Raw genomic sequence first — 18834 nt, forward strand, 5'->3', positions numbered from 1 at the left:
CGCCGAACGGGGTACGGTCAGCCGCCCAGCACCTCCGCGAGGTCGTAGCGCACCGGCTCCTCCAGCTGCGCGTAGGTGCACCCGCCGGGCTCGCGGTCCGGCCGCCAGCGGCGGAAGCGGGCCGTGTGCCGGAAGCGGTCGCCCTGCATGTGGTCGTAGGCCACTTCACAGACCCGCTCCGGGCGCAACGGGAGCCACGAGAGGTCCTTCTTGCCCGTCCACCGACTGGGGCCGCCCGGCAACCGGGACGCGGCCTGGGCCTCCGTGTCGGCCCAGGCCTCCCACGGGTGCCCCTCGGCGGTGGGCATGCGCAGCGGTGCCAGTTCGTCCATCAGCTCCGCACGGCGCTTCATCGGGAAGGCGCCGCAGACCCCGACGTGCTGGAGCCGGCCGGCGGCGTCGTACAGGCCCAGCAGCAGCGAGCCGACCACCGGGCCGCTCTTGTGCAGGCGCAGGCCCGCCACCACGCAGTCGGCGGTCCGCTCGTGCTTGACCTTGACCATGACGCGCTCGCCCGGCCGGTAGGGCAGCTCCGGCGGCTTGGCGACGACCCCGTCCAGGCCCGCCCCCTCGAAGCGCTCGAACCAGCCGCGGGCCGTCTCCAGGTCGTGGGTGACGGGCGCGGTGAACACCGGGTCGCCCGCGTCCCGCAGCGCCTCCTCCAGCGCGGTGCGGCGCTCGCGCTGCACCGTCTCCAGCAGCGCCGCGTCGCCCAGGGCCAGCAGGTCGAACGCGACGAAGCCGGCGGGCGTGACCTCGGCCAGGTGACGCACCCGGGAGGCGGCCGGGTGGATGCGCTCCAGCAGCGCGTCGAAGTCGAGGCGGCCGCCGCGCGCGATCACGATCTCGCCGTCCAGTACGCACCGCTCGGGCAGGCGCTCGGTGAACGCCGTCACCAGCTCGGGGAAGTAGCGGGTCAGCGGGCGGCCCGAGCGGCTGCCGATCTCCACCTCGGCGCCGTCCCGGAAGACGATCGCCCGGAAACCGTCCCACTTGGCCTCGTACTGCATGTCCGGGGGGATCGCGGCGGCGGGCCTGGCCAGCATCGGCGCGACGGGCGGCATCACCGGAAGGTCCATGATCCCGATTGTCCGGCGGGCGGCACGACCCCGCAGAACCTAGCGTGGCCGCATGGCAGAGACGCTGGAACTCACCGTCGGCGAGCGGACGGTACGGCTGTCCAACCCGCACAAGGTCTACTTCCCGGAGCGCGGCTTCACCAAGTACGACGTCGCCCGCTACTACCTGAGCGTCGGCGACGGCGTCCTGCGCGCCCTGCGCGACCGCCCCACGACGCTGGAGCGCTACCCCGACGGCGTCGGCGGCGAGTCGTTCTTCCAGAAACGCGCGCCCAAGAACCTCCCCGAGTGGATCCCGACCGGCCGGATCGCCTTCCCCAGCGGCCGGTACGCGGACGAGATCTGCCCCACCGAGACCGCGGCCGTGCTGTGGGCCGCCAACCTCGGCTGCCTCACCTTCCACCCCTGGCCCGTGCGGCGCGAGGACACCGACCACCCCGACGAGCTCCGCGTCGACCTCGACCCCCAGCCCGGCACCGGGTACGCGGACGCCGTGCGGGCCGCGCTGGAGCTGCGCGACGTCCTCGACGGGCTGGGCCTGGCCGGCTGGCCCAAGACCTCCGGCGGCCGGGGACTGCACGTCTTCGTCCCCATCGCTCCGCGCTGGACCTTCGTCCAGGTGCGGCGCGCGGCCATCGCCGTCGCCCGCGAACTGGAGCGGCGCGGGCCGGACCGCGTCACCACCGCCTGGTGGAAGGAGGAGCGCGGCGCCAAGATCTTCGTGGACTACAACCAGACCGCCCGCGACCGCACCATCGCCAGCGCCTACTCGGTGCGGCCCCGCCCCCGCGCCCCCGTCTCCGCCCCGCTGCGCTGGGACGAGCTGGAGAGCGCCGTCCCCGAGGACTTCGACATCGTCACCATGCCCGCCCGCTTCGCCGAGCTCGGCGACCTGCACGCCGCCATGGACGACCACCGCTGCGCCCTGGACGCCGCGCTGGAGCTGGCGAACCGCGACGAGCGCGAGCACGGGCTGGGCGACCTGCCCTATCCGCCCGAACATCCCAAGATGAAGGGCGAACCGCCGCGCGTCCAGCCGAGCCGGGCCAGGAAGCGGCCGGATGGCGGAGCCTGAGGCTCGGCCGAACGGCGGTGTCTCATGGGTGCGTTCACTCACTTGTCCCCGTTTATGGATGGATGCCCCGTGGAACCTGGGCAATTGCCCTGTTCCACCTCGCACACACACCACGTACAAGGGAGTTCCATGTCCAGGACACTCGTGACCCGCGCCGGCCGGCTGACCGCAGGCGCGCTCGTCGTGGCGGCCCTCGGCGGCTCGCTGTTCGCCGCCCAGGCCCAGGCACAGGCGTCGCCCGACGCCGCGGGCAAGCCCACCGGAACGGTCAACGCCGCCACCGGCGTCAACGAGCGGATGCACCCGAGCACCGACTCCTCGGTGCGCGGCGTCCTCAGACACCGGGTCCAGATCGGGATCCGCTGCAAGGTCCGCGCCCAGGACGTCTCGGGCAACAACCTCTGGTACCAGTTGCGGGACCGCACCACCTGGGTGACGGCGAAGTACATCGAGGGCGCCGCGGACGTGCCGTTCTGCCGCAGCCTCACGCGCAGCGCGGTCGACCAGAGCGTCGAGTCGCGCAACGCGATGGGCTGACCGGCCCGTTCGGCGGCGGGCCCCGTCCGGTTCCCGGGCGGGGCCCGCGTCGCGCGCGGACGGGGGTGCGGGAGGCGTCCCCCGGGAAAGCACAGTACCGGCGTCGAGTGCTGTGGCGGCGCCTACAGTTGCCTCAGGCACTGCACAGACGTGGGATCCGGCACCGGGCACCACGCCAGGGGCGCGAGCACCCGAACCGTCCGGAAGGAAGAACGCGTTGGACCACCTGACCCATGGTTGTGTTCTGTTGCTGGACGGCACCCCGGACCGGCGGCGGGGGCCGCTGCCCAACCCGACCGCCCACGCCGTCGCCGGTGCCCGGCCGCGCGGTTTCCTCGCCGCCCGCACGGCCGACGTGGTGCAGCTGCCCGCGATGGCCGGGCCGCAGAGCGTCCTGGCCCACCTCCAGGACGCCGTGACCGTCCCCGGACCGCTGCTGGTGTGGGTCACCGGGCACCTGATGGTCCCGGCCCGCAGGAGCCGGGAGGTGCACCTGGCCCTGCGCGAGAGCACCCCGTCCACCGTCCGCTACAACGGCCTGCCCTGGGAGTGGCTCACCCGCGTCCTGCGCGAGCACACCGGGCCCACGCTGCTGATGATCGACGCCGAGGCCGACGCCCGGTCCTGGCCCACGGTGGCCGCCGCGGCCCAGGACGGGCGGCTGGCCGCGGACCTGCCGGTGTGCGGCGTCGTCACGCCCGGCCCGGAGAAGCCGTCCGTCACGGCCGGGCCCTACACCCGGGCCTTCCTCACCGCGCTGAGCGTCGGCCACCCCACCGCCGGGCCGGTCCTCGACCCCGCGCTCCTGCACCATCTGGCGCTCGGACAGGCCGTGTTGCCCGAGCGGCTGCTGGCCCTCCAGTACGGGACGGCCGGGCCCGTCCTCGCCAACCCGGCGCACGCCCGGCCGGCTTCGGCCGTTCCCCCGGAGGCCGAGGCCCCTTCGTCCGCCGCCCCGCCCGCGCAGGAGGAGGACGCGCTGCCGCGCATCCTGGCCGCCGCCAACGCCGGGCGGCACAACGAGGCGGCCGCCATGGCCGCCGCCTGGGAGCAGCAGGTGCTGCGCCGGCACGGCCCGCGGAGCGCCGAGGCCGGGCTGTGGATCGAGGTCCGGGCCGACCTCGCGCGGCTGGCCGGCGACCATCCCCGGGCGGCCGAGCTGTGGATGTCCGCCGCGGCCAACCGGCTGGCCCGCAGCGGTCCCTCGGACGGCGAGGCCGTCGCGGCGCTCAAGCGTGCCCACTACTGCTGGCAGCACAGCGGGGAACGGGCGCCCCAACTCGCGCCCGCGCTGCTGGCGTTGTGGGAGCAGGTGCCCGGCAACCCGGACGCCGCGGCGGACGTGCGGGCGCGGCTCGCGGCGGCGGGCTGACGCGTTCGGTCATGACGGTCAGTTGCTACGGTCAGTTGCGGCGGGACGTCCACCAGCGGGCCTTGTACATCGCGCCGTGCAACAGGCGCCTGGTGCCGTCGGGTTGGTAGAGGGTCAGGACCGAGGTGCACCACGCGCACGCGTGGCCCGCTTCGGGGCGGGCCACCAGGATCTGGCCCGTGGCCGGGTCGTCCCCGATGCTCTTGACGCCCGGGGCGCTGATCCGGGAGCGCAGCGGGTAGTCGACGAAGCCGTGGCGGGCCGTCGCGTACTGGTAGACCGCCGAGCCCGTGGTCACCCACAGCCGGCCCGCCCGGCCGAGCACGGGGGCCAGGTCGTGGCCGTTGCGGGTCGGCAGGGCGGTGCGGTGGACGACCGTCAGGCCGGGATCGTCGGACGGACCGCCGACGCGCAGGGCGACCAGGTCGCGGCTGCCCAGGGCCCACAGGAGCCGGGTGCCCGGGTCCCAGTGCACGCCGTGCGCGCCGGGCAGGGGCACCTCCGTGTACCAGGTGGCGCGCTTGCCGGTCGAGGCGGCGTACAGGCGCATGTAGCCGCCGGTGCTCGCGGCCACCGCGACGTTGCCGTCCGGCAGGAGCTCGATGCTGTGGGCGTTGCCCGTGCCGGTGCGGGCCGCCCAGTAGACCTCGCGGCCGGGGTACCCGACCACGGCGGCCAGGCCGCCGGAGGCGGTCGCCAGCAGGTAGCGGCGTCCGTCGAGGGTGCGGAGCTTGGCCTCGCTCGGGTTCTTCCAGGACGAGGCCGGGTCGAGGTCGGCCAGTTCCTCAAGGCCGTCCGCGGTCCAGGACCAGAGGACGCCGCTCGCGGGTGCGCGGTCGTCGGTGTCCCAGGTGCGCTGGGTGGTGTTGAGGACGTGGACGGAGCGGGTGGCCTGGTCGGTGGTGACGATGGGGGTGCGTTGGGCCGCGCGGCGGTTGTGGGAGTTGTGGGGGTTGTTCGCGTTCGCCGTTCCGCCGGTGATCGTCAGGGTGAGCGCCGCGGTGAGGGTGACCGCGAGGGCGGTGGGAAGGAGGCGGGGCACGGCGTCAGGATGGGGCGGGGGTGGGTGGGGTGAGGGGTGCGACGCGCTTGGTTGGGGCGAATGGGGGAGGTTGTCCTCAGGCGCCGGACGGGTTGGGTGCCCCCTCTGGGGGAGGGGCCGGGGAGATTCCCCTAGACGCCGATCCGGCGGTCCTGCGGCCCTATCCGTACGTCGTTGACGCTCGCGTACCGCCGCCGCATCAGCCCCTCATCGTCGAACTCCCAGTTCTCGTTCCCGTGGCTCCGGTACCACTGGCCTCCCTCGTCGTGCCACTCGTACTCGAAACGGACGGCGATGCGGTTGCCGGTGTACGCCCAGAGTTCCTTGCGCAGCCGGTAGTCCAGCTCGCGGCTCCACTTCTCGCGCAGGAACGCGATGATCTCGGCCCGGCCGGTGAGGAAGACGTCGCGGTTGCGCCACTGGGAGTCCTCGGAGTAGCCGAGCGCGACCCGTTCCGGATCGCGGCTGTTCCAGGCGTCCTCGGCGGCGCGGACCTTCGCCAGGGCGGTCTCGGAGGTGAACATGGGGGCTCCTTCCGGCAGTCCGACAGGGAGAACGTACGTTCTCCGTGGCGTGCGGTAGCGTATGAGAACGATGGTTCTCGCGCAAGGAGAGAGCACGATGGAGACAGCGGAGACGGTGGAGGTCCGCGTCCTGGACGCGGCCGAGCGGCTCTTCTACGGCCGGGGCCTCCAGGCCGTCGGCATGGACACGATCCGGGCCGCCTCGGGGGTGTCCCTCAAGCGGCTCTACCAGGTCTTCTCGTCGAAGGACTCCCTCGTGGAGGCCTATCTGCGCCGCCGCGACCGGCGCTGGCGCGCCGCGCTGGAGCGGTTCGCCGGGCAGCGCCCGGCCGGCCGCGAGCGGATCCTCGCCGTCTTCGACTGGCTCCACCAGTGGTTCCAGGAGCCGGACTTCAGGGGCTGCGCCTTCGTCAACTCCTACGGCGAGCTGGGCGCCGCCCACCCCGGCGTGGCCGACGCGGCCCGGGCCCACAAGGACGCCTTCCGGGGCTACCTGGCCATGCTGGTCGCCGCTGCGGGCGCCGAGGAGGCGCTGACGGACCAGCTCGTCCTGCTCGCCGAGGGGGCGATCACCACGGCGGCGATCTCCGGCAGCCCGGAGCCCGCGCTCCACGCGAGGGAGGCGGCGCGGGCCCTGCTGGGCGGCGTCGGCTGAGTGCGCGCAGCGCCTCGCCCGGTGCCGCCCCCCTCGGTGATCACGTCCGCCGGGCAGGCCGCGTAACCGGGCACGAGCCCCTGGGTGCCGTACGGGCGTTGGCCGCCCTGCTCCAGCAGATGAATCTCCTCAGCCTCAGCCGCTTCGCCGCCGTGTTCCGGGGCCGGGTGGCCTCAAGTCCCCGGGGGACGCTGTGGGTTCGACGGGTGTTCGCCGGTGCGTTCGCCGCGCTCGGTGTGGGGTTGGCGCTGTTCCGACGGGGTGTGCGGGGGCTGCTGCGACGGAGGACGCGGCGCCTGGTAGGTGGGCGCGTGCGTGGTCACCGGCGGGCGCGAGACGGCCGGCGGGCGGGTGGCCCGGGTGGGCTCGGGAGGCGCGGTGTCCACCGGGCGGCGGGAGGCGGTCGGGGCGGGCGCCGGCCGCGTCGGCTCGGGGACGGTCGTGCCGGGGCGGACGGTCCGGCTGCCCGAGGACGGGGCGTGCCCGGTCGGGGCGCCTCCCGTCGGGGGGCGGGGGCTCGGGGTGTGCCGGCCCGTGGTCGGCGAGGGGGACCGCGAGCCGGTCGGCGCGGGCCGGGACGAGCCGGCGGACGTGGGCGAACTGCTCTTGGGTGACGAGGAGGTGGGGGTCGGGGACGGGCCGCTGGGCACGGGCTTCGTCGGCGTGGGCCGGGGTGACGACGTGCCCGGCGAAGAAGCGCCCGGAGTGGGCGACTTGGCCGACGGCGTCGGCATCGGCACCGGCTTGGAGTCCCGCTTCCCGTCGTCGCCTACCTCGCGCTCGAACGCCTTGCCCCGCTCCTGGACGTCCGCCAGCGGAATGCGCTTCATGGGCCCCTGCGACTCCGGCCGCGGCTGGACGACGGTGACCACCGCCGCCGCGAACCCCTCCCAGCGCGTCCCCTCGTACCGCGCCTGCTCCGCGTTGACCTCGGAATCCGGCTGCCGCAGCGGGTTGCCGCAGTTGCACTTGACCGCGGGCTTCCCGTACGCGTCCACGAGCACCGCCACGCCCGCCTGGAGGACGGAGTGGTACGAGCGCGTCCTGCCCCCGCCCACGTAGTTGTGGTTGGTGACGAGGGTGTCGTGCAGCAGGACCACCGCCGTCAGACCGGTGACGTGCCGCTGGATGTCCTGCCCGGCGATGCCCCGGGCCGCCGCCCACGCCGTGGCCTTCGCGGCGTCGGACGCCAGTTCCTTGAGCAACTGGGCCTTGTCGCACCGGGTGACCTGCCGCGTGCCGCCGAACGCGCCGGGCGCGCCGGCGTCCGTGCGCCCGCCGCCGCCCGCCGAACTGAGGCCGCGCACATCGGAGTCGGGCGCCTTGAGGAACGGGGCCTCCCCGGGGTTCCCGACGGCCTCCAGTTTGACGGTCCTGACCCCGTTCCCGCTCCCGGTCCCCTCCCCGGAACCGTCCGAGGACGACGAACAGGCGGTGAGTCCCGCGGCGGCCAGCGCGGGGACGGTCAGCCAGACGACGGCCCGGCGCCGCCGCCACGCGGCGTCGGGTGGAACGGGTTTCGATCGCATGCGCACCCCCGGATTCCGGAATCGCTCCACGCGCCCGAACGGGCGCCTGGGCAAAGGAAGATGGAAAGGAAAGGCCGGTACGGACGTCAGTACGGACTGCAGGTGGCCACCCAGCCGCCCGGGCAGGCCGCCGTGGCCCCGGGCGTCTTCTCGGGGCGGCCGGTCGGCGTGGGCGAGGGCCCGGCGGTCGTCGGGGCGGGCGAGGGGCTGTCGGGCGAGGGGCTGGCGGGGGCGGTGGTGCCGGGCGCGGGGGAGGCGGACCGGGTGGAGCCGCCGCCGGAGGGGCCCGACCCCGGGCTCCCGCCGTCGCCGGAGGCCAGCGCGGCGGCGATCCCGCCGCCCGCGATCAGCAGCGCCAGCACCGGGGCGACGATCCGCCGGACGGGCCGGCGGCCGGTCACGGGGGGTGTTCCGAGGGGCGGCGTTCCCACGGGGGGCGTGGCGATGCCCGCCGCGTACAGGGCGGCCGGGGAGTCCGGGGCGGGCGGGGAGTGGGGCGCCGGTCCGTACCCGGGAGCCGTGGGAGATGGTCCGGCGGGGGATGCCAGAGGCACCCCGGAGACCGGAGTCCCGTACGCCACCGCGCCGTTGGCGGCCGTACCGCGCGCCGTCGTGCTGTTGGCCGCGGGCCCGGACGCGGGGACCGGCGGCGGGACGTACGTCGGGGCGCGGGACGCGCCCGGCACCGGAGCGGGGCCCACGTCCGGAGTGGTCGGGACGTACCCGCCCGGCGGCCGGGACGGGCCCGTCCCCTCCGGCCCGCGCCCCGTGGCCACCGCGTCGAGCAGGCGCTGCGCCTCCGCCGAACCCATGCGCGTGTCCGGGTCCTTGAGGAGCAGCCCCTCCAGCAGCGGAGCGAGCGGGCCGGCCCGGCGCGGCGGGGGCGGCGGGTCGTGCACGACGGCCTGGAGCGTGCCGAGCGCCGACGTCCGGTGGAACGGGGACACGCCCTCGACGGCCGCGTAGACGGTGGCCCCCAGGGACCACAGGTCCGAGGGCGTTCCCGGGCGCTGCCCCAGGGCCCGCTCGGGCGCCAGATAGTCGGGCGAGCCGATCACGTCCCCGGTGCGGGTGAGAGTGCCGGTGCCCTCCACGAGGGCGATGCCGAAGTCGGTGAGGACGACCCGGCCCTCGTCCTCCAGCAGCACGTTGCCGGGCTTGACGTCGCGGTGCAGGACGCCGGCCGCGTGCGCCGCGCGCAGCGCCCCGAGCACCGCGGCCCCGACGCGGGCCGCCTCCCGGGGGTCCAGGGTCCCCTCGCGGTCCAGGACGTCGGCGAGGGAACGCCCGCGCACCAGCTCCATGACGATCCAGGGGCGGCCCTCCTGCTCCACCACGTCGTGCACGGTGATCACGCAGGGGTGGGCGATCCGCGCGGCGGCCCGGGCCTCCTGGACCAGCCGCGCGTAGAGCACCCGGACGTCGGCCTCGCGCACGTGCTGCGGGGCCCGCACTTCCTTGACCGCCACCTCGCGGCCGAGCACCTCGTCGAAGGCGCGCCAGACCACGCCCATGCCGCCGCTGCCCAGCCTGGCCACCAGCCGGTACCGCCCGGCCAGCAGCGTGACCCGTCCGCCCCCGCCGTCCGTGTCCACCGCCGTACGTCCCCCGTCCCGCGCGAGGGCCCCGGGTGGCCCCGGAGCCCTCGCGCAATCTGGCCACACCGGCTGGGACGTGACGGCCGGCGAAGCCGTTCCCGCATCCGCGCGCGTGGATGCGGACGGTACGGCTCAGTGGCCGGCGGCCAGCTCCTTGTCGAGCCAGCGCAGCACCTCGGGGTACTCCTCGCGCCACGTCTGGAAGTTGTGGCCACCCTCGTCACGCACGAGCTTGTCCACCTTGGTCGGCGCCTTCGCCTTCTGCGCGAAGTGCATCGCCTGCTTGTAGTACTTCTCCTCGCCCTTCTTGCTGATGCCGACCAGGAGGGAGACCGGCGGCGGGGGCATGTGGGCGAGGCGCCAGGTGAGGTCCGCCTCGTTCTTGATCTGCTTGTTGCCGGCGTACAGGTCGCCGGTGGAGCCGTCCTGGCGCGCGAAGAAGTCGGCGGACAGGCCGGCGGCCGCGCCGTAGCGGGCCGGGTTGGTCATGGCCATCTTCAGCGCGCAGTAGCCGCCGGTGGAATTGCCCACCGCGCCCCAGGCGCCCTTGGAGTTGTCGGCGCGGTAGACGTCGTTGACGGCGATGGGCAGGTCCTGGTTGAAGAACGTCAGCGCCTGCGGGCCGCCGGGCACGTCGGTGCAGTTGGTGTCGCGGTTCGCCACGACCGAGGGGCGGACCATGAGGACGATCGTCGGCCGCATCTGCTTCTTCACGATCGCGGCGGAGGCGGCCTGGGGGACCTTGATCTGGGTGATCAGGTTCTTGGAGAGGCCGGGCTGGCCGGTGACGGCCACGATCACCGGGAAGCGCTCCTTCGCGTGCTCCTTCTGGAAGTACTGCGGCGGCAGGTACGCGTAGCCGTCCATCGAGAAGCCGGAGACCGGGCCGCGGATCTCGATCCGGTCCACCCGGCCGGCCTTCTCCTTGGCGCCGAGGCCGACGGACTCCTGGCCCTTGACCACCAGGGCCGGGGGACGCTTGCCGCCCTCGGTGCGCTGCAGCTCCTGGTGGCTGGAGTTGCGGCCGAACAGCTCGTTCCAGGTCGAGTAGAAGCCGAACTCGTTGTTGGCCACGACGAGGAGGACGGCGAGGAGGCTCACCTGGGAGACGAGCAGGAGGCCGAGGCGGGAGGCGACGGCGAGGACGCCCTTGCGGGCGACACGTGGCCACAACCACAGCACCAGGGCGCATATCGCTATCGCGATGCACACCAGCAACAGCACGAGGTTTTGGGACGTGAGGCCCACAGTGGTAACTCCTCTTCGGGGGGTGTTCTCCCGTGAGAGAGGGGTGAGAACCGGGGCTGGTTCCGCGTTTGAGCTGTGATTTCATGCTATCTCCGGGGCCCCGCCTTGCTTGCGGAGGCCGCTGCCGCTCCCGGGCTCCTGGATCCCCCTCTTTCCGTGACCGCGTCGACGCCCAGCGTGACATGACGGTCGCGGCCGCTTTCCCCCGCATGACTCCGGTTGCGGTATTCCCGCAGCGAATTGCGGGCATCCCGCAAGGGAATTCGGGATCTCCGCAGGCGGTGCGGAAATGCCGCAAAAATAGTCCGTACCAAAGGTGGCTGCCGGGCTCAACTCCCTTTGCTGTACGGCGAGTTCGATGGCCGGGGGATCCGTGCCGGATTCCCCGCCGAAATTGTTTCCCTTTCCGGGGTTGTCGTTCCGAATCTTTGTGCAAGGATTCCTGCTGCCCGGCTCGAAAAGGCCGGACGACGAAGGGAGTCCTGTTGAAATCACTGACGCTCAGATCCGCCGCCGGGGTGGTCGCCTCCATAGCGGTGTCGGCCGCGCTGGTGCCCGCGTCCGCCGCGGGGGCGGCGGCGCGTCCCGGGGGCGTGGACAAGGTGGGCGTGGACAAGGTGACGGCCGATTCCTTCGGCCGCATCGCGGGTGCCGTGCTCACCGACCGCACGGCGGCGATCGTCGACGGCAAGGTGAAGCACGTCACGCCGCCGTCGGCGAAGAAGGTGCACCTCTCGTCCGGCATGGCGCGTTCCGAGAAGTCCGTCGTGACCTCGCTGCAGCAGCGCAAGAAGAAGCTCAAGATCCTGGGCGAGGCGTACTCCGCCGGCGACACCCGGGTCGCGGCGGAGCGGCCCCGGGTCAGCGGCGGACGGGCCACGATGCGGGTGACCGAGACCACCGAGCTGACCTACCGGAAGATCCGCGGGGACGAGCCGGGGACCACCGGCTTCCAGGCCCACCACGAGCTGGCCTTCACGGCCGTCCGCGGCGGGGGCTGGGAGCTGACGGGCCTCAAGGCCCTGGACGAGATGCCGCAGATCAACGCCCCCGCACCGGCCGCGCCCGAGGCGCCGGCGAAGGCGGGCGCGGGGGACATGCCGAACGCCCCCGAGGCCGGCGTCTGGCCGTTCGCCAAGCGGGTGCCGAAGGACACGAAGACCGGCTACGACTACAAGGCGATGGCCGCGTACGCCGAGAAGTACTGGAAGAACTACAACCCGGCCTATCGGAAGTACCCGCTGGGGAACGGCGGGGACTGCACGAATTTCGTCAGCCAGGCGCTGAAGGCCGGCGGCTGGAAGCACGCGCCCGGCAAGGCCGGTGACTACACGAAGTGGTGGTACGGCTCCGACACCCAGTCGGATTCGTGGACCGGCGTCAACGAGTGGTCCTGGTTCGCGCAGAACTCGAAGCGGGTGAAGCCGCTGAAGAACGTCTACCAGATGGAGGTCGGCGACGTTCTCCAGGCGGACTTCGACCGCGACGGGTCCAAGGACCACACCATGCTGGTGACCTACCGGGACAGCCTCGGCATTCCCTATCTGACGTACCACTCCTTCGACACCTACCGGCGGTCGATGCTGAGCCTCTCGGTGATGCTGCCGTTCACCAAGTGGTACGCCTACCGCACCTGATGCCCGGCGCCGGGTGACCGTGCCCGGTTCCGTCGTGTCGCGCGGGGCGACGATCGGCGCTCCGCGCGGCTGCCAGGAAGCCCGATTCGCTGGGGAATGGACATTGTTCAAAAGGACCGTGCGCGGCGCGATGGTTCCGGTGGCCGGGACGGCTCTCGCACTCGGGCTGCTGTCGGCCTGCGGCTCCGGGGAGAGCGGCGTCGGGAAAATGGCCGCGGCCTCTCCCTCTCCCTCCGCCCGTCCCTCCGCTTCGTCATCCGCTTCCCCGGCGCCGACTCCGTCCGCGTCGAGGACGAAGAAGCCGGAGAAGAAGCCGGAGGAGAAATGGGACGGAAAGGTACGGGTGCTGGGCGACGGTTCGACGTCCTTCACCGGTCCGCAGCCGCACCAGCCGAAGCCGGAGAAGCTGAAACCGGGCGAGAAGCCGCCGCAGTTCGTGGTGTTCTCCTGGGACGGCGCGCTCCAGGGCGACGACGAGCAGTTCTCGCACTTCCGCGAAGTGGCCAGGGAGAACGGCGCGCAGATGACGTTCTTCCTCACCGGCACCTATCTGCTGCCCAGGTCCGAGGCGTCGAAGTACCGCCCGCCGCGGCACAAGCGCGGCGAGATGGCGATCTCCTACGCGACGGACCAGCACATCAGGGACACCCTGGAACAGCTCCGGGGCGCCTGGCTGGAGGGCAATGAGATAGGCACGCACTTCAACGGGCACTTCTGCGGCGCCAAGGGCGGCGGCGACTGGAGCCCGGCGGAGTGGAAGAGCGAGATCGAGCAGTCCTACTCCTTCGTCGAGAACTGGAGGACCAACACCGGTTTCAAGGACCTGCCCCCGCTGCCCTTCGACTACCGGAAGGAACTCGCCGGCGGGCGCGCCCCCTGCCTGGAGGGCCAGAAGAACCTGCTGAAGGCCGCCAAGTCGTTCGGCTGGCGCTACGACGCCAGCTCCCCGGGCGACTTCCAGATCTGGCCGTCCCGGACCGACGGCATCTGGAACTTCCCGCTGCAGCTCGTTCCCTACCCCAAGAGCGAGAAGCAGGTCCTGTCCATGGACTTCAACTTCCTCTACAGCAGGTCCTGTCCATGGACTTCAACTTCCTCTACAACCAGTCCGGCGACAACACCCAAGGCGATCCGGCGCAATACGAGCAGTGGCGCAAGCTGACCCGTGACAGCTATCTCAACGGCTTCGAGCGCGTCTACCACGGGAGCCGCGCGCCGCTGTTCATCGGCAACCACTTCGAGGACTGGAACGGCGGCATCTACATGAAGGCCGTCGAGGACGTCGTGAAGTCGGTGTGCAAACGCGACGGCGTGCGCTGCGTGACGTTCAAACAGCTCGCCGACTGGCTGGACGTCCAGGATCCCGGCGTGCTCGCGAAGCTGCGCGAGCTGGATCCGGCGCAGTCCCCGGACTGGAAGACCTTGATCAAGTAACCCTCCGCCGCAGTCTTTTCCCCATCGCAGTCCTTTCCCCCCCACCTGTGAGGTTCTGCCATGCCCGCACGCAGAAGAACGTTCCGCCTTCTCGCCGGCGCTGTCTCGGCGCTCGCGCTGACCCTGTCGCTCGGCACCGCCTCCGCCTCGGCCGCCCCCGCGGCCGGGGAGAAGGCCGCGACCTCCGTCACCAGCGGCTGGAACAACTGGTCCTGCAAGCCGTCCGCGGCCCACCCCCGTCCCGTCGTCCTCCTCCACGGCACCCTGGGGAACTCCTGGGACAACTGGCTCTTCCTCGCGCCCTACCTGGTCAAGCGGGGCTACTGCGTCTTCTCCATGGACTACGGCCAGCTGCCCGGAGTGCCGCTCTTCAACGGCCTGGGGCCGATCGAGAAGTCGGCCGGTCAGCTGTCCGCCTTCGTGGGCAAGGTCCGGCAGTCGACCGGTGCCGGGAAGGTGGACCTGGTCGGGCACTCCCAGGGCGGCGGCGCCCTGCCGCGCTACTACCTCCAGTTCCTGGGCGGCGCGGACAAGGTCGGCCGGCTCGTGGGGATGGCCCCTTCCCACCACGGCACGACCGCCTCGGGTTTCGACCGGCTCGTCGACGCCGTCCCCGGCGCGCGCAAGGCGATAGGCAAGCTGGCCCCCGCCGCCGAGGAGCAGCTGGCGGGCTCGGAGTTCCTGAAGAAGCTCAACGCGAACGGCGACACCGTGCCCGGCGTCGCGTACACGGCCATCGTGACCAAGTACGACGAGGTCGTCACGCCCTACAAGTCCCAGTTCTTCTCGGGGCCGAACACGCGCAACGTGGTGCTCCAGGACCTGTGCAAGTGGGACGTCTCCGAGCACGCCGCGATCGGCACGATCGACCGCATCGCCTTCCACGAGGTGGCCAACGCGCTCGACCCGGAGCACGCGACGCCCACCACGTGCGCGTCGGCCCTCAGCTGACCGCCTGCCGACGGCAGTTCCCCCACTCTCCCCCCCCCCCACACACCTAACAGTGAGGTACGTCTCCATGCCCCCGCGCAAGAGAACGCTCCGCGTCCTCGCCGGTGCCGCTTCGGCGCTCGCCCTGGCCGTGACGGCCGGAGCCACGTCCGCGTCCGCCGCCCCGGCCGACGCCAAGGCGCCCGGGACCGCCAAGTCCGTCACCAGCGGCTGGAACAACTGGTCCTGCAAGCCGTCCAAGGCCCACCCCAACCCCGTCGTCCTCCTCCACGGGACCTGGGCCAACCAGCTGGACACCTGGTTCCTCACGGCTCCCTCCCTGGCCGGGAAGGGCTACTGCGTCTTCTCCCTCGACTACGGCAAGCTGCCCTACATGCCGGGGCTCAACGGCCAGGGGCCGCTGGTCAAGTCGGCCGGGGAGGTGTCCGCCTTCGTGGACAAGGTCCTCAAGTCCACGGGCACGAAGAAGGTGGACATCGTCGGACACTCCCAGGGCGGAGGCCCGCTGCCGCGCTACTACCTGGAGTTCATGGGCGGTGCCTCCAAGGTCGACAAGCTCATCGGCATAGCCCCGGACAACCACGGAGCGACCGCCTCGGGACTGGGCACCCTCGCGCGCAAGGTCCCGGGCGTGAGCAAGGCGCTCTCCCTCACCCTCCCCGGCCTGGAGGACCAGATCGTCGGCTCCGCGTTCATGAACAAGCTGAACTCCCGGCCCGACACCGTGCCCGGCGTGAAGTACACGGTCATCTCGACCAAGTACGACGAGATCGCCACCCCCTGGAAGTCCCAGCAGCTCAAGGGCCCGAACGTCCGCAACGTGGTGGTCCAGGACCTGTGCAAGTGGGACGTCTCGGAGCACATCGCGCTCGGTCTGGTCGACCGGATCGCCTTCCACGAGGTGGCCAACGCGCTCGACCCCGCGCACGCGACTCCCACCACCTGCGCCTCCGCGCTCGGCTGACACCCCCGTACCGGCCCGGCCGCTTCTCCACAGCGGCCGGGCCTCCACGCTCCCTACTGCCGGACCGTCCAATGATCATTCGCCCCCGCCCGAACGAACTTCAGCCCCGGACACAGGAAGTCCCGCCCGTCGGGGCGCGTGTCCGTCCACGGCGCCTCCGCCGGCCCGGCCGGCCGCCACGTGCCGCCCTCGCGCAGCTGTATCGCCGAGCTGTCGAAGACCGTCCTCCGCGCCTCGGTGCAGTACCGGCCCACGCCCGTCCCCGGGTTGACGCTCGCGTAGATCTCGGACATGTCCCACCCGTGGGAGAGGCCGCGTCGTCGGCGGGGGCAGCAGCGCTGCGATCAGAAGAGACCGGTATCTGTTCACGAATGCGTGCACGTGTCTGCTCGTGTGCCCCCTGCCGGACCGAATGGTCCAAGGGTCCGGTGGTCCCCGGCGCCCCGGGGGATGCTCGCCGCTCATCGAACATCTCCGGCAAATCCGACGGCCTGCATCAGGCCGATCTCGGGACGATCTCCGCGCCGCCACCGATGCGATCAAATGTACGAAAGACTGGTGTCCGGATTCGGGGGCTCCGGGTGTCGGCCCAGGTCATCCGATCCGTCGCCGACGGTTGTCGAACTTTCGTTCCCTGCCGGGACGTTGGGTCCGCTGCGGCGGATTCCGGCCAGGGACACGTAAACGCCGGCGTCCTCCTGGGCCGTGCGACGCACGGGGCGTTCAACCATGCCGCACTATATGGGCTGGGCGATCGGGAGGCGGCTGTGCCTCCCGGTGCCACCACGTTCCCGCGCCCGGAGACCGGGCCCCGCGGAGGACGAGTGCGGCCGGAGCGGGGAATCCGGCCGAGTGCGACCGCACAGCCGGGGGTTGATCCACCGTGCGCGCCGGGGTCCGGCCACCCCGCGCGACAGATTCCGAACGGACGGCGCAGCGCTGCGCGTTGCCGTCCCAGCAGGGGGGAGTAGCACCATGGTGCGTACCACACGTCTGCTCGCGGCCTGGGCCGCCGCGGGCCTGCTCGCATTGACGCTGCCGACGACAGGGGCCAGGGCCGACGACCCGGTGCCCAGAGTCGACCTGCGAGTCCTGGTCGTCGATGACGGCGGGCCTGCCACCGAGGCGATCGGCGCCGAACTCACCGCCGCCGGAACGCCGTACACCACCGTCCGCCTCGCCGACTCCGGCCGCCGGCGTATCGACGCGGCCTTCCTCAGCGACACCGTGGACGGCCGGCCGCGCGCCAAGTTCCAGGGCGTCGTGCTGCCCAACGACAACCCCTTCGGCGAGGGTTCGCCGGAGATGGCGGCCCTGGCCGCGTACGAGAAGCGCTTCGGCATCCGGCAGGTGGACGCCTACACCTACGCGCGCCCGGCCGTCGGCCTCAAGGCCGCCAAGGAGGACGGCTGGAGCGGCGTCCTCGACGGGAAGACCGCCGAGGTGACCGCCGCCGGCGCCACCGGGCCGTTCGGCTACCTGAAGAAGAACGTGCCCTTCGAGGACAACGACCCCACCGTCAACGAGAGTTACGGCTACCTCTCCGCCCCGCTCGACCGGCAGGACGACGGCGCCACCTTCACCCCGTACCTCGACGCGCCCGTCCCGGGCGGCTCCGGACGCGGCTCCCTGATCGGCGAGTACGCCCACGACGGCCGCAGCGAACTGGTCGTCACCTTCGTCGCCAACCAGTACCAGACCCAGTTCCGGCTGGTCTCGCGCGGCATCGTCGAGTGGCTGACCCAGGGCGTCCACCTGGGCGCCTCCCGCGACTACTTCGGCGTCCACGTCGACGACCTCTTCGCCTCCGACGACCGCTGGGACAGCAAGCGCAAGTGCACCCCCGGCGACGTCGACTGCCCCGGCAACCCGTCGCCCGAGGCGCCGCCGATCCGCATGACGGCGGCCGACGCCCAGTACGCCAAGGACTGGTCGAAGAGCCACAACCTGCCGATCGACTTCGCCTACAACGGCGTCGGCAGCGAGGAGTACCGGGCCGCCCACGGCGGCGCCCGCGATCCGCTGCTCGACAAGTTCGTCGCCGACCAGCAGTCCTTCCGCTGGATCAACCACACCTACACGCACGCCTTCCTGGGCTGCGAGCAGAACACCTCCAGCGTTCCGTGGAAGTGCGCCACCGACCTCTTCGGCCGCACCCGCTGGGTGAGCGGAGCGAAGATCACCGACGAGATCGGCCGGAACCTCGGGTGGGCCGCCGCGCAGAACCTGAAGGTCGAGCCGGACGAGCTCGTCACCGGTGAGCACTCCGGACTGCGCACGCTGCCCCAGCAGCCGGACGACAACCCCGAGCTCGGCCCGTCGCTCACCCGCACCGGCGTCAAGTGGATCGCCAGCGACACCTCCCGCGAGCCCCAGCAGCGCAAGGTCGGCCCCGCCCTGACGGTCTCCCGCTTCCCGATGAACGTCTACTACAACGTCGGCAAGGCCACCGAGCAGACCGACGAATACAACTGGCTCTACACCAAGAAGGCCGACGGCGGCAGCGGCATCTGCGAGAACTCCAAGGTCACCACCTGCCTCAAGGCCCCGCTCGATGTGAACACCGGCTTCAACTCCTACATCGCGCCGCTGGAATCCCGGATCGCCCTGGGCCACGTGCTGTCCAACGACCCGCGCCCGCACTTCATGCACCAGTCCAACCTCGCCGAGGAGCGCATCGGCTACACCGTCCTGGAGAAGGTCCTCGCCGACCACGGCGCCCTCTTCGCCGACAACACGCCGCTGGTCAACCTGCGCATGCGGGACGTCGGCGCCGAACTCGCCAAGCGCTCCGCCTGGAACGCCGCCGTCACCGCCGGCAAGGTCACCGCGTACCGCGTCGGCACCGCCGTCACCGTCACCGCGCCCGCCGGGACCGACGCCCCCCTGACGCTGCCCACCGGCACGACCCAGGTCAAGAACGGCACGTCCGAGGCGTTCGGCGGCGCCTACGCCGGCCGGCGCTCCGGCTGGGCCCTGCCCGCCGCCGGGGAGGGCAGCACCGTCTTCGCCCTGCCCTCCGGTGCCGCCCCCGCCGCCCCGCACGCCAAGGGCGCGGCCGCCCGCGTCCAGGCCTCCGCACCCGCCCTGCCCGTGCCCCACGGCGCCGGCCACCGCGTCCCGCCGGGCGCCGCGAAGACCGCCGAGCGCTGACCGCCCGCAAGCTCCGTGCGTACCACCCATCACACC

Annotated in this window: 15 protein-coding genes and 1 pseudogene; 9 read left to right on the top strand and 7 right to left on the bottom strand. The window is 72.4% G+C overall.

Annotation, left to right across the window (positions count from 1 at the left end; all coding sequences use genetic code 11):
- Positions 1-17: 17 nt before the first annotated feature.
- Positions 18-1079, bottom strand: a complete 1062-nt coding sequence (locus tag I5Q34_RS09120) for an ATP-dependent DNA ligase (RefSeq protein WP_199891682.1) — start codon at positions 1077-1079, stop codon at positions 18-20.
- A 52-nt stretch (positions 1080-1131) separates the two neighbouring features.
- Between I5Q34_RS09120 and ligD the strand changes: the two genes are divergently transcribed.
- From ligD to I5Q34_RS09135, 3 genes are all read left to right on the top strand, one after another.
- Positions 1132-2154, top strand: coding sequence for a non-homologous end-joining DNA ligase (gene ligD, locus I5Q34_RS09125; RefSeq protein WP_199891683.1), 1023 nt, complete (start codon positions 1132-1134; stop codon positions 2152-2154).
- A 129-nt stretch (positions 2155-2283) separates the two neighbouring features.
- Complete coding sequence (locus I5Q34_RS09130) at positions 2284-2691, top strand: SH3 domain-containing protein (protein ID WP_199891684.1); 408 nt, start codon at positions 2284-2286, stop codon at positions 2689-2691.
- Positions 2692-2908: 217 nt separating this feature from the next.
- Positions 2909-4063, top strand: a complete 1155-nt coding sequence (locus I5Q34_RS09135) for a hypothetical protein (RefSeq protein ID WP_199891685.1) — start codon at positions 2909-2911, stop codon at positions 4061-4063.
- Between the two features lie 31 nt (positions 4064-4094).
- Here the strand turns inward: I5Q34_RS09135 and I5Q34_RS09140 are convergent, their stop codons facing one another.
- Both I5Q34_RS09140 and I5Q34_RS09145 read right to left on the bottom strand, forming a co-directional pair.
- Positions 4095-5105: a DUF6528 family protein gene (locus I5Q34_RS09140; protein WP_199891686.1), complete on the bottom strand. Its 1011-nt coding sequence runs from the start codon at positions 5103-5105 to the stop codon at positions 4095-4097.
- Between the two features lie 131 nt (positions 5106-5236).
- Positions 5237-5629, bottom strand: coding sequence for a nuclear transport factor 2 family protein (locus tag I5Q34_RS09145; protein WP_199891687.1), 393 nt, complete (start codon positions 5627-5629; stop codon positions 5237-5239).
- Positions 5630-5726: 97 nt separating this feature from the next.
- Here I5Q34_RS09145 and I5Q34_RS09150 point away from each other — a divergent pair, with 97 nt between their 5' ends.
- Entirely contained in the window at positions 5727-6284 is a 558-nt protein-coding gene (locus I5Q34_RS09150; protein ID WP_199891688.1) for a TetR/AcrR family transcriptional regulator, read from the top strand.
- Between the two features lie 173 nt (positions 6285-6457).
- Here I5Q34_RS09150 and I5Q34_RS09155 read toward each other — a convergent pair whose 3' ends face one another.
- The 3 genes from I5Q34_RS09155 to I5Q34_RS09165 all read right to left on the bottom strand — a co-directional run bounded on the left by I5Q34_RS09155 (position 6458) and on the right by I5Q34_RS09165 (position 10659).
- On the bottom strand, positions 6458-7813 hold the full coding sequence (locus I5Q34_RS09155; RefSeq protein ID WP_199891689.1) for a DUF6777 domain-containing protein: 1356 nt from the start codon (positions 7811-7813) through the stop codon (positions 6458-6460).
- 86 nt (positions 7814-7899) lie between these two features.
- Positions 7900-9408 (bottom strand): serine/threonine protein kinase, encoded by a 1509-nt coding sequence (locus tag I5Q34_RS09160; protein ID WP_277965411.1) that lies wholly within the window; start codon positions 9406-9408, stop codon positions 7900-7902.
- A 135-nt stretch (positions 9409-9543) separates the two neighbouring features.
- The gene (locus I5Q34_RS09165; RefSeq protein ID WP_199891690.1) at positions 9544-10659 is read right to left on the bottom strand and encodes an esterase family protein; all 1116 of its coding nucleotides are present in this window, start codon (positions 10657-10659) and stop codon (positions 9544-9546) included.
- 485 nt (positions 10660-11144) lie between these two features.
- Here I5Q34_RS09165 and I5Q34_RS09170 point away from each other — a divergent pair, with 485 nt between their 5' ends.
- The 4 genes and pseudogenes from I5Q34_RS09170 to I5Q34_RS09185 all read left to right on the top strand — a co-directional run bounded on the left by I5Q34_RS09170 (position 11145) and on the right by I5Q34_RS09185 (position 15645).
- Positions 11145-12296, top strand: coding sequence for an amidase domain-containing protein (locus I5Q34_RS09170; RefSeq protein ID WP_234428626.1), 1152 nt, complete (start codon positions 11145-11147; stop codon positions 12294-12296).
- Positions 12297-12504: 208 nt separating this feature from the next.
- Positions 12505-13730, top strand: a pseudogene (locus I5Q34_RS09175) (hypothetical protein).
- Positions 13731-13790: 60 nt separating this feature from the next.
- Complete coding sequence (locus I5Q34_RS09180; RefSeq protein ID WP_199891691.1) at positions 13791-14681, top strand: triacylglycerol lipase; 891 nt, start codon at positions 13791-13793, stop codon at positions 14679-14681.
- A gap of 67 nt (positions 14682-14748) precedes the next feature.
- Positions 14749-15645: a triacylglycerol lipase gene (locus tag I5Q34_RS09185; protein ID WP_199891692.1), complete on the top strand. Its 897-nt coding sequence runs from the start codon at positions 14749-14751 to the stop codon at positions 15643-15645.
- A gap of 53 nt (positions 15646-15698) precedes the next feature.
- Here the strand turns inward: I5Q34_RS09185 and I5Q34_RS09190 are convergent, their stop codons facing one another.
- Positions 15699-15938 carry a hypothetical protein gene (locus I5Q34_RS09190; protein ID WP_234428627.1) on the bottom strand — a complete coding sequence of 80 codons (240 nt, stop codon included), beginning with the start codon at positions 15936-15938 and terminating at the stop codon, positions 15699-15701.
- Between the two features lie 682 nt (positions 15939-16620).
- Here I5Q34_RS09190 and I5Q34_RS09195 point away from each other — a divergent pair.
- Positions 16621-18798, top strand: coding sequence for a hypothetical protein (locus I5Q34_RS09195; protein ID WP_199891693.1), 2178 nt, complete (start codon positions 16621-16623; stop codon positions 18796-18798).
- Positions 18799-18834: the final 36 nt, after the last annotated feature.

Source organism: Streptomyces sp. AV19, assembly GCF_015999245.1.
Classification (GTDB): Bacteria; Actinomycetota; Actinomycetes; order Streptomycetales; family Streptomycetaceae; genus Streptomyces.

Bases quoted from the DNA above. Each gene is read 5' to 3' on its own strand.
- I5Q34_RS09120 (WP_199891682.1), bottom strand. From the start codon at position 1,079: ATGGACCTTCCGGTGATGCCGCCCGTCGCGCCGATGCTGGCCAGGCCC.
- ligD (WP_199891683.1), top strand. From the start codon at position 1,132: ATGGCAGAGACGCTGGAACTCACCGTCGGCGAGCGGACGGTACGGCTG.
- I5Q34_RS09130 (WP_199891684.1), top strand. From the start codon at position 2,284: ATGTCCAGGACACTCGTGACCCGCGCCGGCCGGCTGACCGCAGGCGCG.
- I5Q34_RS09145 (WP_199891687.1), bottom strand. From the start codon at position 5,629: ATGTTCACCTCCGAGACCGCCCTGGCGAAGGTCCGCGCCGCCGAGGAC.
- I5Q34_RS09150 (WP_199891688.1), top strand. From the start codon at position 5,727: ATGGAGACAGCGGAGACGGTGGAGGTCCGCGTCCTGGACGCGGCCGAG.
- I5Q34_RS09155 (WP_199891689.1), bottom strand. From the start codon at position 7,813: ATGCGATCGAAACCCGTTCCACCCGACGCCGCGTGGCGGCGGCGCCGG.
- I5Q34_RS09180 (WP_199891691.1), top strand. From the start codon at position 13,791: ATGCCCGCACGCAGAAGAACGTTCCGCCTTCTCGCCGGCGCTGTCTCG.
- I5Q34_RS09185 (WP_199891692.1), top strand. From the start codon at position 14,749: ATGCCCCCGCGCAAGAGAACGCTCCGCGTCCTCGCCGGTGCCGCTTCG.
- I5Q34_RS09190 (WP_234428627.1), bottom strand. From the start codon at position 15,938: ATGTCCGAGATCTACGCGAGCGTCAACCCGGGGACGGGCGTGGGCCGG.
- I5Q34_RS09195 (WP_199891693.1), top strand. From the start codon at position 16,621: ATGGTGCGTACCACACGTCTGCTCGCGGCCTGGGCCGCCGCGGGCCTG.